This window comes from Dermacoccus sp. BD5 (genome assembly GCF_044878485.1).
Classification (GTDB): Bacteria; Actinomycetota; Actinomycetes; order Actinomycetales; family Dermatophilaceae; genus Dermacoccus; species Dermacoccus nishinomiyaensis.
Window position 1 is genome coordinate 54,007 of record NZ_JANJER010000013.1, and the last position, 13,807, is coordinate 67,813.

Below are 13,807 nucleotides of genomic sequence, written 5' to 3' on the forward strand. Positions count from 1 at the left end.
GCAAGCTGGGCGGCGCCGTCGCCCCCACCATCCGGAGCGACGCTCGCCCGGATCGGCCAGATCTGCACAAGGAGTTGCCATGTTCGCCCTCGCCGTCCTGCTACTCATCGCCGCAGCAGCCATCGTCCTGTGGGTCCTCTTCGGGCTCAACGGAGAGAACAACAACGACGTCCACTTCCACGGTTTCGGCATCGACGCCAACCTCACGCCGCTCACCGTTTTCCTCCTCGGCGCCCTGACGCTGCTGCTCGTGTGGGCCGCGACGCGCCTGATCGCCTCCGGCACGAAGCGCAAGTACCGCCAGCACAAGGAGACGAAGGAGCTCAAGAAGGAGCACCAGCTCAGCGAGAAGCAGCGCCTCGAGGCCGAGCGCGAGCGTGAGCGCCTCGCCGCCGAGCGCGACAAGGAGCACGATCTGCGCGAGACCGCCGAGGCCCGCCAGCGCGTCGCGCAGCGCGACGTCGAGCGCTACCCCGAGGACCACCGCACCACCGAGCACATCAGCACGGAGCGTGTCGGCACCGAACGCGCAGCCGAGGGTCGTCGCGCGGGCGAGGGTGACGTCATCGGCAACCGTGTCGACGGTGTCGTCGACGAGCGCGCCACCGACGGGCGCCACTACCGCAACTGATCTCACCGCGACGACGGTCTGCGTCACCGACCGGATCGCGCCGCCCATGACGAAGGCGCCGCACCCCAGCGAGGGTGCGGCGCCTTCATCGTTCTCGACGCTCCTGACGCCGAAACCCATCGCCCCGGCGCCCTCCACGTCAGGCCACTCAGACACGGCCGTTGCGGCCGGGCCCGCCCGTCAGCCTCACCCAGCTGGCGGGGCGCCACCCATCACACACGACAGCGCGCGTGCTCCGCGGGCAGAACCGCAGAACCACGCGCGCTGATGGCGACGTCGGGCGTCAGCTCACTTGGCGGCCTCGACGTGCTTCGGCTCCTTCTTCGGCGCCGGCTTCGAGTTGGCGGCGTCGACGAACGCGTGGCGCGGCGTCTCGAGGTCCATGAGGGCGGTGGCGTCGCGGCCGAACATCATGCCGACGGCCCAGTTGCCGAGGATGCGTGCCTTGCGCTCGAGTGTCGGCATCGCGTACGCGTGGTAGCCGCGGTGCATCATCCACGCCGGCAGGCCGCGCAGGCCGTACTTGCCGACCTGGGCGACGCCCTTGCCGACGCCGAGCCCGGCGACGGAGCCGATCGTCTTGTGCTTGTACTGCTTCATCTCGCCGCCGCCGCGAATCGTCGTCAGGATGTTCGCGGCGAGGACGGGCGCGTGACGCAGCGCGTGCTGGGCGTTCGGCACGCAGAACCCGCCGGGGCCCATGCCCGTGACATCGGGGACGGCGGCGTTGTCGCCGGCACCCCAGGCGCCCTCGACGACGTTGCCCTCGTCGTCACGCACACGCAGGTCGGTGCCGACCATGAGACGGCCGCGGTCGTCGATCGGCAGGTCGGAGTCGACGAGGACGGGATTGGCCTTGACGCCCGCGTTCCACACGATCGTGTCGGCGTCGAACTCCTCGCCAGTCGACAAGACGATGTGCTTGTTCTCGCAGCTCTTGAGCTGCGTGTCGAGGTAGACGTCGACGCCGCGCTCGCGCAGGGAGGCGACGACCCACTTCGCCTGCTCCTCGCTGACCTCCGGCATGACGCGGCTCATGGCCTCGACGAGCACGAAGCGCGGGTCTTCGGGCGACAGACGCGTGTAGTACTTGATGGCGTCCTTCACCATGTCCTGGATCTCGGCGATCGCCTCGATGCCGGCGAACCCGCCGCCGACGAAGACGAACGTCAGCGCACGCTTGCGCTCCTCGGGATCGGTGAGGACGGCGGCCTCGTCGAGGCGCGCGAGGACGTGGTCACGCAGCGTGACGGCTTCCTCGATCGTCTTGAAACCGATGCCCTCCTCGGCGAGGCCGGGGATCGGCAGCGCGCGCGGCACGGAGCCGGCGGCCATGACGATGTGGTCGTACTCGAGCGTGAAGTCGTCACCGAGCTCGGGGTCGACGTTGACCGTGCGGTTCGCGTGGTCGATCGACGTCACCTTGCCGGTGATGATCTCCGCACCCTTGAGGTGACGGCGCAGCGGCACGAGCGCGTGACGCGCCTCGATCGAACCGGCGGCGACCTCCGGCAGGAAGGGCTGGTACGTCATGTAGGGGTTCGGGTCGACGACCGTCACCGAACCTTCGCCGTCCTTGAGGGAGGCGAGCAGCTTCTTGGTGGTGATGAAACCCAGGTACCCGCCGCCGACGACGAGGATGCGCGGACGCACGTTGGTGTTCTGCGTGAAAGCCATGCAACAACTCTAGAACCGCCGAGTACGTTCGGCGAAACGCTGACCAAACGACTGATGTTACCGGACAGTAAGGCGCAGCGGGGGTCTGTGAGCCGCGCGACTTTCCAGCGCCCCTCCTCTTTCTGCGTGCAAGTGCACCCAGGTGCACTTGCACGCAGAAGGAGGGGCCCGCGCGTCAGGTCCTGAGCATCGACAATCGAGCGTCAGAGCTCGAGCGTCAGTTCCTTGCCCTTGCAGCGGCTCACGCAGATCATCATGATGTCGCCCTCCTCACGCTCGTCGTCCTCGAGCACCGAGTCGCGGTGGTCGATCTCGCCGGCGATGACGCCCGTCTCGCAGGTGCCGCAGATGCCTTCGAGGCAGGAGCCGAGGACGCTGACACCGGCCTCGCGCACGACCTCGAAGATCGACCTGTCGGCGGGCACGGTGAGGCGCATGTCGGATTCTTCGAGGATGACGTCGAACTCGGTGTTGCCCGAGTCGTCGATCTCCTTGGGGCTGAAGCGTTCGACGTGCGCGACGAGGTTGGCGCGGCTCTTGCACCCGTCCTCGATCGCCGCGAGCAGACGCTCCGGCCCGCACGAGTAGACGAGCGCGGGGCCCGCGGCGTCGGCGTCGTCGAGGGTGGCGGCGAGGTCGAAGGCACCCTTGTCGGCCTTGGGCCAAAACGTCACCCTGTCGCCGAAGGAGGCGAGTTCGTCGCGGAAGGCCATCGTCGCCCCGCTGCGCCCGAGGTAGTACAGGTGCCAGTTCTTGCCCTGCGCCTGCGCGGCGCGCACCATCGTCAGGATCGGGGTGATGCCGATGCCGCCCGCGACGAAGACGTACGTCGGCGCCTTGCGCAGTTCGAAGTGGTTGCGTGGGCCGTAGCTGACGAGTTCGTCGCCGACCTTCAGCGTTTCGTGGATGTAGGAGGAACCGCCTCGCGATTCGCTCTCGCGCAGGACGGCGACCTGGAAGCGGCTGCGGTCGGCAGGGTCGCCGCACAGCGAGTACTGACGGATGAGTTCGTCGAACGGGTCGTGCTCGGGCAGGTCACCCTGCTCGGCGTCCTTCAACTCGGCGTCGCTCACGCCGCCGAGGACGAGGTCGAGGTGCGCTCCGGGGGCCCACTCGGGCAGGTCTGCGCCGTCGGCGGCGCGCAGCGTCAGGAGGCGGACGCCGTCGGCGGCGTCGTCGATCCCGTCGACGACGAGAAGCGTCTTCGCCTCGGGCTGAGTCGATTCCGAAACCATGCCTGTCTCCTTCACTGGGCACAGCGCGCCGTCTCGCCCCCCTTGCGTACAGATGCACCCGGGTGCATCTGCACGCAGGGAGGCGACGCACGACGCGATGTTGTTCGGGTGCGAACGAGTTGTCAGTCTACGCATGTTCATGACGGGTGTGTGACCCAGGCAACATTCCATCGCCGCAAAGTCTTTCGGGGGCGAACGATCTGGCCTAGCGTGGGAGCACGCCGCCCAATCGCCCCCGCCTGACGCCTCGATCGTCGTGCGGGCCGTCGCCAGGAGTTCATCATGACCAAGCGCGTCCTCATCGTCCAGCACGACCACTGTTCGCCCCCCCGGCGCCGTCGCGGATCGCTTTCGCGAGCGCGGTTACGAGGAGACACTCTTCCAGGTCGTGCCGGAGAAGGATTTCGAGAACCCGGGCGTCGACGTCGAGTTTCCCGACGTGCGCGAGTTCGACGCGCTCGTCGTCATGGGCTCGTACTGGTCGGCGTGGGACGACGAGATGATCGGCTCATGGCTGGCGCCCGAGATGCAGCTGCTGCGCGACGCGGACACCGCGGGCGTCCCCGTCCTCGGCATCTGCTTCGGCGGGCAGCTTCTGGCGCGCACGCACGGCGGCTCGGTCGGGCGCGCGCCCGAACCGGAGATCGGGTTCGTCAAGGTGAGCAGCGAACGCGAGGACATGGTGCCCGGTGGCAAGTGGTTCGCCTGGCACTACGACCGCTGGCAGGTGCCGCCGGACGCCGTCGAATTCGCGCGCAACGACATGGCGTCGCAGGGTTTCGTGCTGCGCAAGAACCTCGCCGTGCAGTTCCATCCCGAACTCTCCAGCGAGATGCTGACGGGCTGGTGCGACGACGGCGGACGCGAGATGCTCGCCTCCCTCGGGCGCGACGCCGACGCCGAGATCGCTGCCGCGAAGGAATGGGATGACGAAGGCCGCCGCCGCGCCGGCGTCCTCGTCGACGGGTTCCTGGAGCAGGTCGCCGCGAGTTGATGAGCGTTGACCTATTCGAACGCGAGGTTCGGCGCCACATGGCGCCGGCTGACGCCCGAGTTCTCGAAGAGACCGACGTAAGAGACGACCTCGACCCCCTTGTCGGCTGGAGCGCGGAGCATTTCGACAGCCTCGACTGACGCGGGCGTCAACGTTGCCCGGATCCGCATCACGGTCGACGCGTTCTCGGGCGATGTTCACGCCCGATCAGGCGGGCGCGCCTTTCAGGACGTGAGGTCGTCGCGGTAGAGCCGCGCACAGAAGTCGCGCAGCTCGGCGGCGAGGGCGGCGATCTCGTCGACGGCGTGATGCGTCGGCGTCCACGCGGCATGCAGCGGCATCGTCAGCACCGAGCCGTCGGCGTCACGCACGCGGCGCGGGATGAGCCCGAACCGGGTGTCGTTCGTCAGCACTGCGACGCCCCGCCCCGAGGCCGCGAGCGCCTGGGCGGCTTCCGGCGAGTCGACCTCCTGCACGTGCTGTGGCGCGAGGCCCGCCTCGGCGAACGCGCGCGTCAACACCTGGCTGACGGGGTGTCGGCCCGGCAGCATGACGAGCGGGTCGACGCGTGCGAGCGCCTCGAGATTCACCGAGCGGTCACGCTCGGCGCCCTCACCATCGAGCACGCCCCGGGCGCCGACGTACGCGCGCACCGGCAACTCGGCGATCAGCATCGACGCCACCTCCGGCGGCGGAACGGCTGGTGCGACGACGATGTCCGCGCCCTCCCCGAGCGCCGCGAAGACCTCACTCGTCGAACGGCTGACGACGTTGACCTCCGGCGCCAACGCACCCCGCGCCGGGCCCGCCGCGAGGAACGGTGCGATGACGTCGCTGAGCGTCGTGCTCGGCGCGGCGATCGTCAACGACGTGAGCCTCCCGGACGCGAGAAACGCCGCGGTGCGCTTGAGCGTCGCCTCCCGTTCGAGCAGGCCGCGGGCCAGCACGAGCAGTTCGGCCCCGGCCGCTGTCAGCCGCACCCCACCCTCGGAACGGACGAGCAACTCGACCCCCAGCTCGCGCTCGAGCGCCCGCAACTGCCGCGAAACCGCAGGCTGGCTGACGTGCGACGCCGCCGACCCCGCCGTCACCGATCCGGCGTCGGCGACCGCGACGAAGTAGCGCAGGACTCGCAGCTCCACGACGGGCGACCTTCCGATGAGGCCATGCCCAGAAGGCATGGCAGAGAGTGAGAACAGGTATCGAGGAGCCTAGCCCCATCTCGTCTATTTCACGTGGCCCACGTCACAGAATGTGCAGGGCACCACTGCCTGACATCACGCGCGAGCATCGGAGACGACCATGACGATCACCCCGCCTGACGGCGCCACAGCTGCTGCTGGCGTGCCCGGGCTGTCGGCCGACGCGATGCCACAGCTCACCGAGTACCTCGGCGAGGCAACGCGGTTCATCACCGACTGGATGAACGAGTACGGCCCTTCCACCCCGCATCCGGCGCAGAGCGTCGAGCACGCGCAGTTCAAGGCGGCATTCGACGAACTGACGTCGCGTCTGAGCGTCAACTACCCGTTCTTCCACCCTCGCTACGTCGGCCAGATGTTGAAGCCGCCGCACCCGGCGGCCGTCGTCGGGTATCTCACGACGATGCTCATCAACCCCAACAACCACGACCTCGACGCCGGCGCCGCGACGACGCGCATGGAGGTCGAGGCGGTCGATGAGATTGCGCGCATGTTCGGGTGCACCGCTCGTCGAACTGCGAGTGAGGACACGAGCGACGCGAGGCCCGGAGCGAGCAGCCGAGACGAGCCAGAGGAATGTGGTGACGGGAACCGACTCTGCCACCTCGGCCACCTGACGACCTCGGGCACCGTCGCGAACCTGGAGGCGCTGTTCGTGGCGCGGGAGACGCATCCGCGCAAGGCGATCGCGCACAGCGCTGACGCGCACTACACGCATGGGCGCATGAGCCACCTGCTCAACGTGCCGTCGGTGTCGATCCCGACCGACAGCCGCGGACGCATGGATCTTGACGCGCTCGAGTGGTTCCTCAAGGGCGGCGGCATCGGCACCGTCGTCATGACGGCCGGGACGACGGGCTTGGGGGCCGTCGATCCGATCGACAAGGCGATTCCGCTGTGCCGCAAGTATGGCGTCCGCGTCCACGTCGACGCCGCGTACGGCGGGTTCTTCCGCCTCCTCGCCGACGACGACTCGCTGCTCGCGCCCGAGGTGGCGGCGGCGTTCCGCGCGATCGACGAGGCCGACTCCGTAGTCATCGACCCGCACAAGCACGGCCTTCAGCCGTACGGCTGCGGCGCGGTGATCTTCAGGGATCCGAACGTCGCGAACTTCTACGACCACACCTCGCCGTACACGTACTTCACGACGGGCGACGACATCCACATGGGCGAGATCTCGCTCGAGTGCTCGCGCTCCGGTGCGTCGGCGGCCGCGTTGTGGATGACGCTGCAGCTGCTGCCGTTGACGCGTGAGGGCATGGGTGAGGTCGTCGCGCCGGGGCGTCGCGCTGCGCTTGCGTGGGCCGAGAAGTTGCGCGCGTCCGACGTGTTCGAGCTGTACCAGGAGCCGGACCTCGACATCGTCAGCTACTTCCCGATCGGCGACTCGCTCACCGACATCGACCGTCGCTCCGGCGCGATCCTCACCGCCGGCATGAATGCCCCGCGCGACGAGTCGCTGTTCGTCGCGACGTATCAGGTGGACGCCGACGACATGGCCGCGCGCGGGCACGTCATCGATGAGCGAAGCGCCGGGTCGGCGCAGGAGGGCGAACCCCTCGTCGGCGCGCGCATTCTGCGCAGCGTGACGATGAAGCCCGAGACCGAACCCGTCATCGACCAGATCCACGCCGCTGCCGAGGCCCTCGCCCGACAGGCCGCCACGGCCGAACGCGACGCTCCCCTGCCCGACGAAGAGGTCGCCGAGCCGGGCATCTGACGCATCGCCGGGCCCGTCACACGCGCGTACGGCCAGGTGAGTCACGAAGTGCCGGGTGAGTCATGTGGAAGCGACTCACCCTGCACTTCGTGACTCACCTGCGTCCTGGATAGCCGCCGCGAACACCCGGGCCGACGCCTCGAGACCGTGCGCTCCGAGGTACGCGCCGCCGGGACGAACAGTGCCTTTCTGTCAGCGCACCTGCGGTTGAGCGACGAGGTCGCCATATCCGGTGCCCCAAAGGCGGTCAGCCAGTTCATAGGCCGCGAGCGCCCAGGGGGCCAGTCGTTCACCCGGCTCGATGGCGAGGGGAGTGAAACGCACGAGCGCACCCATCGACGCCGGCCCGATCTCGAGCTGCCCCGTCGCCCCGGCCTCGTCGTCGACGACCTGGAGCGCGCCACTCACGTCATCGGTGACGAGCGCGTCGGGCCCCGGGTGACCGCAGACATGGACGGTGGTCGTCTTCGCGGCCTGCACGGCCTCCGTCGCCAGGTAGGCAGCGCCGATTCGCGACGCGTCGCACGCCTCGACAGCGAGGTCTTCGAACTGCGTCATCGCCAGAGGCAGCGTGCCGTGGATGAGCAAGTGCTGGTGCGTGTCGAGCAACGAGAACCGCTCGAGGCCCTTGCCGAGCGTTGAGATGCCGCCGCTGTGACGCGGATTGAGCTCATGGGGGATGAAACCCTCAGCGGTGAGGATGCCGTCGATGCCGAAGGAGCCGCGGTAGTGATGGCGCCGCGCGAGCACTTCGCCGACGGCGCGGGCGGTGGCGCGCATCTGATCGCGATCAGCCGGCGCCGGATCCCACCACGAAGAGATGCCCGCCTGACGAAAGCGATCGCTGCCGTGGGGCTGCAGCATCACGAGTTCCACCGGCCGGAGGACGGCGACGCCGTCGTCAGCGACCTGGCCGTGGATGGAGCAGGGCACACCTTCGAGGTAGGGCATGAGACGCAGCCGCTCGGCATGGGGCGCGAGCGCTTCGTATGCGGCCGCGCCGTCGTCCGTGACGTGCCGCACCAGCACCGCGCCACCGTTGAGACCCTCGCTTGCGTCAGCCGACCAGACCGTTCCGACACCGCGATCGAGACGCGCGGCGGCCCCTCGCACCTCGTCGAGGCGTGCTGGGACGACCTCTTCGGGCGCATGCGGGACGCCTGCCGCCTCCCACAGCTCGCGACTGAGCGTCTTGTCTTCCAACCGCTCCTGCGTCTCGCTGCGCGCGCCGTAGGTGCCTCGCCCGTAGAACGAATCAGCGCCGAGAGCGAGCGCGACGATGACGACAGCCCTCGCCTCGGGGTCGAACGCGTCGAGCACCGCGCCCACCCCGTCGTCTGACTCCCGCAGAAGGTGCTGCCAGGCGCGTACCTCATCGACCACGTCATGCACCGGGCTCATCGCCAAGCGGTGAACCGTGATCCGATCTGGCTCGGGCAGCGGGCCGGTGCCGTCGCCCCACGTGATCACGAGGATGCGCGCGGCACCGTTCTCGCGGGCCTGCACGACGTGACGGGTCGCGCTTGCCAGGACGGGTGCGAGGATGACGACCGGGCGCCCCTCGATGTCGTCACGCCGGCGCGCCGCGAGGTGCTTGCTCAGGCGCTGCAGAGGGTCCGGGCTGGTGTCCATACCCGATCGTAGGGCGGTTCGTGGCCACTGTTCGACCGATTTCCTCACGCGGCGCCATGGCCTGAGGCCGCGCAGCGCACCCCGCGATGGCATCCCGGCGCGGGCCACCCGCGCTGCGTGCCGGCACCACGGCAAGACGCCGTATGCGAGCGAGTCGAAGATTCGGGCGGAGGGTGAATCACCCCGCGCCGGGTCATGTCGTTCTATCGCACGCCCCGTAGGCTGGGGGCATGGCTATGAACACGGCGTTCGCCGTCCTTCCCGGCATGACGATCGACGAGCTTCCCAGCGGCATCCTCGACGCGACGACCGACTACGTCACGGGTGAGGAAGCCATCTCGAACGCCCTGCCGGCCGGTTACGTCGGCGCCTTCACAGCGCGCACGAACGACGAGCGCGACGCCGTCGTCCTCGTCGGCTACGAGCTGATGCTGCAGCCCGACCTCATCCCGGACATCGCCGACGAAGCCGTCACCGCCGTCTTCGCGGGCGGCTCGAAGACGTGGCTGCTCATCATCGACGCCGGCGAGTCGAGCCGCATGCTGTCGCTCGACGACGCGCAGATCACCGCCGAGGACGGCGAGCCCGTCGAGGGAGAGCCGACGTCCGTCATTGACGGTGACCCCGAGAAGACGCTCAAGAAGGCGGTCGGCGACCTCACAGGCGTCAGCCTCGACGCCGTCATCGCCGACAAGGGCCTGCTCGTCATCGTCGAGGACTGATGCTTCGGGTGGCCGCGCGAACCGACCGACCACGTCGACATCGCGTTGCCGGTGCCCACGCAGCGAGGCGGGTAACTCACGGGTAGGCGCGAAGTTCCGCGCCAACCCGTGAGTTACCCGCCACCGTGCGTCATTCGCCGCGTCAGTTGGCCCACTGGACACGAACCGGGAGCTTCTTCACCCCGTTGACGAAGTTCGAGCGCACGCGCTTGACGTCGCCGGCAAGCTCGATCGAGTCGATGCGCGGCAGCAGTTCTTCGAGCAGCAGACGAACCTCGAGGCGCGCGAGGTTGTTGCCGAGGCACAGGTGCGGTGAGCCCTTGCCGAACGTCATGTGATCGACGTTCTTGCGCGTCACGTCGATCTTGTACGGCTCGGGGAAGACGTCCTCGTCACGGTTGCCGGAAGCGAACCACATGACGACCTTGTCGCCGGCCTTGATCTGCTTGCCGCCGAGCTCGACGTCCTTCGTCGCCGTCCGACGGAAGTGGTAGACGGGCGACGCCCAGCGCAGCAGCTCCTCGAGGCCCGACTCGATGAGCGACGGGTCGTCCTTCATCGCCTTGAACTGATCGGGCTGCGCGATGAGGCCGAGCATGATCTGGCTGATCGCGTGACGCGTCGTCTCGTTGCCGGCGATGACGAGCAGCGAGAAGTAGTTGTTGAAGTCCTGGTCGGTGAGCGGAACCCCGTCCTCGGGCATCTTGTTCGCGAGGATCGAGACGAGGTCCTTGCCGTCGCCACCGACGCGCTTGTCGCGCAGGTCGCGGCCGTAGTTCCACACGTCCTGAACCGTCGGCGAACGGAACGGCAAGTGACGGTACTTCTCCGACTCAGGCGAGTCGAGCAGGTGCTCGGTGTAATCGGGGTCGGTGTTCGCGACCATCTCGTTGCCCCACTGGATGAGCTGGCCCGTGTGCTCACGCGGCACGTCGAGCAGACGCGCGAGCACCTGGATCGGGAAGTCCGCGGAGATCTTCTCGACGAAGTCGAACTCGCCGTTCGGCGACGCCTTCTTCGCCTCGTCGACGGTGTTCTTCGTCAGCTCGCGCAGGAACGCCTCGTAGTTCTTCAGCAGGTTGCGCGGCGAGAACTCGCGCTGGATGAGCTTGCGCAGCGCGGCGTGACGGGCGCCGTCCGTCTCGAGGATGGAGCGGCGGAAATCCATGAGGTCGTCGTCGACGTCCTCGAGGTTGACGAACTGCTCCGACGTGAACGTCTCGGAATCCTTGTCGACGACCCAGATGTCGTCGTACTTCGTGACGGCCCAGAAGCCCTTGCCGTCGCTCTCCTGGGTCCAGTGCACCGGGTCGGCGTGACGCAGCGCGTCGAACTGCGCCCATCCCTCGTTGTCGCGGAAGCGGTCGATGTTGGACAAGTCGACGTCGGCGACGTCGAACGCGGCGTCGGCCTCGGGAGCTGCGCCCTGGTCGATGATGGTCATGTCGTCTCTCCTCGTTCAGCAGGAAAATCGGGAAGGGTGCGCGAAGCGCCTGGTCGCGGGCGCGATCACAGGTGGTAGGTGTACTCGCGGAACTCCCAGTCGGTGATGAAGCTGTTGAAGCGCTCGATCTCGTTGCGCTTGTAGGCGAGGAACGTCGCGACGAACTGCTCGCCGAGCACCTCACGCATCTCGGTGTCTGCCTCGAGCGCGTCGAGTGCGGCGCACAGCGACGACGGCAGCATCGGCGAACGTTCCGGGTCGTAGCCGTAGCCGACGAGCGGCTCGCCGGAGTCGATCTCGTCACGGATGCCGAGGTAGGCAGCGGCCAGCGTCGCCGCCGTCAGCAGGTACGGGTTGGCCGACGCGTCGCCGAGGCGCAGTTCGAGACGCGATGCGGAGCCGCGCTCCGGCGGGATGCGCACCATCGCGCTGCGGTTGTCGAGACCCCAGTCGATGAGCCACGGCGCGAGCGTGTCGGGCCCGAACCGCTTGTACGAGTTGATCGTCGGGTTCGCGAGCGCCGTCAGCGCCGGCGCATGCTTGAGGATGCCGCCGATCGCGTGGTGCGCGACCTTCGACAGGCCGTGCTCGCCGTTCGGGTCGTCGAACAGGTGGTTGCCGTCGGCGTCCTGCGTCGAGAAGTGCAGGTGGAAACCGGAACCACCCTCGTCGTTGAACGGCTTCGCCATGAACGTCGCGAGCTTGCCGCGCGCCCGCGCCATCTCCTTGACGGCGGCCTTGAAGCGGAACGCGCGGTCGGAGGCGTCCATCGCGTCGGAGTGCCACAGGTTGATCTCGAACTGGCCGCTCGAGAACTCGTGGTTCGCGGCGACGACCTCGATGTCGTACTCGCCGAGTTGACGCAGCGTCTGCAGCAGCACGTTCTCCGGGTCACCACGCAGGCCGCTGACGTAGACGTTGCCGCTCATCTCGCCGTAGCGCGACCAGCCGGAATCGGAGTTCTCGTCCTCCTGCAGCACGTAGAACTCGAGCTCGGGCCCGCAGATCGGCGTGCCGGCGATCGAGGAGAACTTCTCGATGACGTTCTTCAGCACGTAGCGCGGGCTCTCGGCTGACGGCGAGCCGTCGGGGTTGAAGACGTCGGCGATGACGTGTGCGACGCCCGGCTCCCACGGCACGCGCGTCAGCGTCTCGATGTCGGGGCGCGCGACGATGTCCGGCAGGCCGGCGGCGAGCCCACCCTCGATGTCGACGACGTCGCCCATCGGCGTCGTGCCGTAGACGCTGCGGCAGAACGCGACCCCGTGACCCGTCGTCCGCTCGAAGCGGTTCACGAGCAGGTCCTTGCTGCGGTCGGTGCCGATGATGTCGGAGTAGCCGAGGCGGATGACGTCGATGCCCTCCGACCGGCACTTCGCCATGGCCTCGGCCACGGCCCCCGGCTCGCTCGACTTGCTCCCTGAGTTCGTCATGCCTCGTCGCCTCTCACGCCGTTGTGAGCGAACCTCGACGGTTGCCGGGTCGGGGTGCGCACGTTTCGTTCGGGTCCGAACATACCGTGTGACTCACGCCACACAAACCCTCATGATCGGGTAGCCTAACGCGTGTCGTACGGATACGAACGATTTACGGCGAAGGAACTTCGACGCCCTCGCCGCGCGCACACGCGCCGACACCGAAAGGGCTCTGCCATGAGCGAATCCCCCGAACTCAAGGGTTTCTTCTACCCGCGCACCGTCGGCGGCACGTCGGGCATCATCCCGTCACCGCCGTGGTACTACTCGGGCGACCTGCTCACCGTCGAGTACCGCACGAACCCCGAGCGCGTGCGCGAACTGCTGCCCGAACCGCTGGAGCTCGCCGACGAGGACCCGGGCGCCGTCGCGCTCATCTGGGCCGACTGGCAGTCGTGCAGCTCGTCGCGCGAGGAGCTGCTCGACCCGGTGCGCGCGCAGTACAAGGAGGCGTTCGTCGTCGTGCGCTGCTCCTACGAGGGCCGCACGTTCAGTCGCTGCGTCTACATCTGGGTCGACAAGGACTTCGCCATCGGCCGCGGTCTGCACCAGGGCTACCCGAAGAAGCTCGGCTCGATGTGGCAGACGCGCCCGCACCCCTTCAGCCAGGGCGCGCCGCAGATCGCGGAGGGCGGAATGTTCGGCGCGACGCTCGCGGCGGGCGACCGTCGCCTCGCCGAGGCGGTGCTGACGCTGCGCGAACCGTCCGAGACGAACGGCTTCGTCAACGGCCACCCGATGGCCCACCACCGCATCTACCCCGACATCGCCCGCGGCTCCACGGGTGACGCCTACAGCGAGCTCATCTCATCCGGCGCGGCCGAGTTCGAGGGCGGGCAGGCGTGGCGTGGTGACGTCGATCTGCGCCTGTTCGAATCGCCCACGGAGGAACTCGCCGCCCTGGAGGTCGACGAGATCATCGGCGGCTACTACCGGCAGATCGGCGTCGTCTGGAACGGCGGCGAGACGCTCGAACGTCTCGTGTGAGCCAGGCGGACGCGAAGGGCGGCAGCCTGCGTCGCAGATGAGTTCGTGGACACACGGCACGCAGCGTCACGCCGCCGACCCACCCCAC

Annotated in this window: 11 protein-coding genes; 5 read left to right on the forward strand and 6 right to left on the reverse strand. The window is 68.3% G+C overall.

What is annotated here, in order from left to right; translation table 11 throughout:
• Positions 1 to 79 precede the first annotated feature (79 nt).
• Positions 80 to 631, forward strand: coding sequence for a hypothetical protein (locus NQ706_RS10615; RefSeq protein ID WP_038566513.1), 552 nt, complete (start codon positions 80 to 82; stop codon positions 629 to 631).
• Positions 632 to 919: 288 nt separating this feature from the next.
• Here NQ706_RS10615 and NQ706_RS10620 read toward each other — a convergent pair whose 3' ends face one another.
• Both NQ706_RS10620 and NQ706_RS10625 read right to left on the reverse strand, forming a co-directional pair.
• Positions 920 to 2,308, reverse strand: a complete 1,389-nt coding sequence (locus tag NQ706_RS10620; RefSeq protein WP_006947068.1) for an NAD(P)/FAD-dependent oxidoreductase — start codon at positions 2,306 to 2,308, stop codon at positions 920 to 922.
• Positions 2,309 to 2,511: 203 nt separating this feature from the next.
• Positions 2,512 to 3,543: a PDR/VanB family oxidoreductase gene (locus NQ706_RS10625; RefSeq protein ID WP_038566511.1), complete on the reverse strand. Its 1,032-nt coding sequence runs from the start codon at positions 3,541 to 3,543 to the stop codon at positions 2,512 to 2,514.
• Positions 3,544 to 3,931: 388 nt separating this feature from the next.
• Between NQ706_RS10625 and NQ706_RS10630 the strand changes: the two genes are divergently transcribed.
• Entirely contained in the window at positions 3,932 to 4,537 is a 606-nt protein-coding gene (locus tag NQ706_RS10630) for a type 1 glutamine amidotransferase (protein ID WP_051805501.1), read from the forward strand.
• 224 nt (positions 4,538 to 4,761) lie between these two features.
• On the opposite strand, the gene NQ706_RS10635 is transcribed toward NQ706_RS10630, so the two are convergent.
• A complete protein-coding gene (locus NQ706_RS10635; RefSeq protein ID WP_006947095.1) occupies positions 4,762 to 5,679 on the reverse strand; it encodes a LysR family transcriptional regulator in 918 nt (305 codons plus the stop codon).
• A gap of 160 nt (positions 5,680 to 5,839) precedes the next feature.
• On the opposite strand from NQ706_RS10635, the gene NQ706_RS10640 reads away from it, so the two are divergent.
• Complete coding sequence (locus NQ706_RS10640; protein ID WP_038566509.1) at positions 5,840 to 7,459, forward strand: aminotransferase class V-fold PLP-dependent enzyme; 1,620 nt, start codon at positions 5,840 to 5,842, stop codon at positions 7,457 to 7,459.
• A 192-nt stretch (positions 7,460 to 7,651) separates the two neighbouring features.
• On the opposite strand, the gene NQ706_RS10645 is transcribed toward NQ706_RS10640, so the two are convergent.
• Complete coding sequence (locus NQ706_RS10645) at positions 7,652 to 9,091, reverse strand: hypothetical protein (RefSeq protein ID WP_051805500.1); 1,440 nt, start codon at positions 9,089 to 9,091, stop codon at positions 7,652 to 7,654.
• Positions 9,092 to 9,321: 230 nt separating this feature from the next.
• On the opposite strand from NQ706_RS10645, the gene NQ706_RS10650 reads away from it, so the two are divergent.
• Complete coding sequence (locus NQ706_RS10650; protein WP_131940319.1) at positions 9,322 to 9,813, forward strand: hypothetical protein; 492 nt, start codon at positions 9,322 to 9,324, stop codon at positions 9,811 to 9,813.
• Between the two features lie 142 nt (positions 9,814 to 9,955).
• Here NQ706_RS10650 and NQ706_RS10655 read toward each other — a convergent pair whose 3' ends face one another.
• Positions 9,956 to 11,257, reverse strand: coding sequence for a cytochrome P450 (locus tag NQ706_RS10655; protein ID WP_038566507.1), 1,302 nt, complete (start codon positions 11,255 to 11,257; stop codon positions 9,956 to 9,958).
• 65 nt (positions 11,258 to 11,322) lie between these two features.
• On the reverse strand, positions 11,323 to 12,690 hold the full coding sequence (locus NQ706_RS10660) for a glutamine synthetase family protein (RefSeq protein ID WP_038566505.1): 1,368 nt from the start codon (positions 12,688 to 12,690) through the stop codon (positions 11,323 to 11,325).
• A 219-nt stretch (positions 12,691 to 12,909) separates the two neighbouring features.
• Here NQ706_RS10660 and NQ706_RS10665 point away from each other — a divergent pair, with 219 nt between their 5' ends.
• Positions 12,910 to 13,719 carry an acetoacetate decarboxylase family protein gene (locus NQ706_RS10665; RefSeq protein WP_038566504.1) on the forward strand — a complete coding sequence of 270 codons (810 nt, stop codon included), beginning with the start codon at positions 12,910 to 12,912 and terminating at the stop codon, positions 13,717 to 13,719.
• The last annotated feature ends 88 nt before the right edge of the window (positions 13,720 to 13,807 follow it).

Excerpts from the sequence above, each read along its gene's own strand:
- NQ706_RS10615 (WP_038566513.1), top strand. The coding sequence starts at position 80 with ATGTTCGCCCTCGCCGTCCTGCTACTCATCGCCGCAGCAGCCATCGTC.
- NQ706_RS10620 (WP_006947068.1), bottom strand. The coding sequence starts at position 2,308 with ATGGCTTTCACGCAGAACACCAACGTGCGTCCGCGCATCCTCGTCGTC.
- NQ706_RS10625 (WP_038566511.1), bottom strand. The coding sequence starts at position 3,543 with ATGGTTTCGGAATCGACTCAGCCCGAGGCGAAGACGCTTCTCGTCGTC.
- NQ706_RS10640 (WP_038566509.1), top strand. The coding sequence starts at position 5,840 with ATGACGATCACCCCGCCTGACGGCGCCACAGCTGCTGCTGGCGTGCCC.
- NQ706_RS10645 (WP_051805500.1), bottom strand. The coding sequence starts at position 9,091 with ATGGACACCAGCCCGGACCCTCTGCAGCGCCTGAGCAAGCACCTCGCG.
- NQ706_RS10650 (WP_131940319.1), top strand. The coding sequence starts at position 9,322 with ATGGCTATGAACACGGCGTTCGCCGTCCTTCCCGGCATGACGATCGAC.
- NQ706_RS10655 (WP_038566507.1), bottom strand. The coding sequence starts at position 11,257 with ATGACCATCATCGACCAGGGCGCAGCTCCCGAGGCCGACGCCGCGTTC.
- NQ706_RS10660 (WP_038566505.1), bottom strand. The coding sequence starts at position 12,690 with ATGACGAACTCAGGGAGCAAGTCGAGCGAGCCGGGGGCCGTGGCCGAG.
- NQ706_RS10665 (WP_038566504.1), top strand. The coding sequence starts at position 12,910 with ATGAGCGAATCCCCCGAACTCAAGGGTTTCTTCTACCCGCGCACCGTC.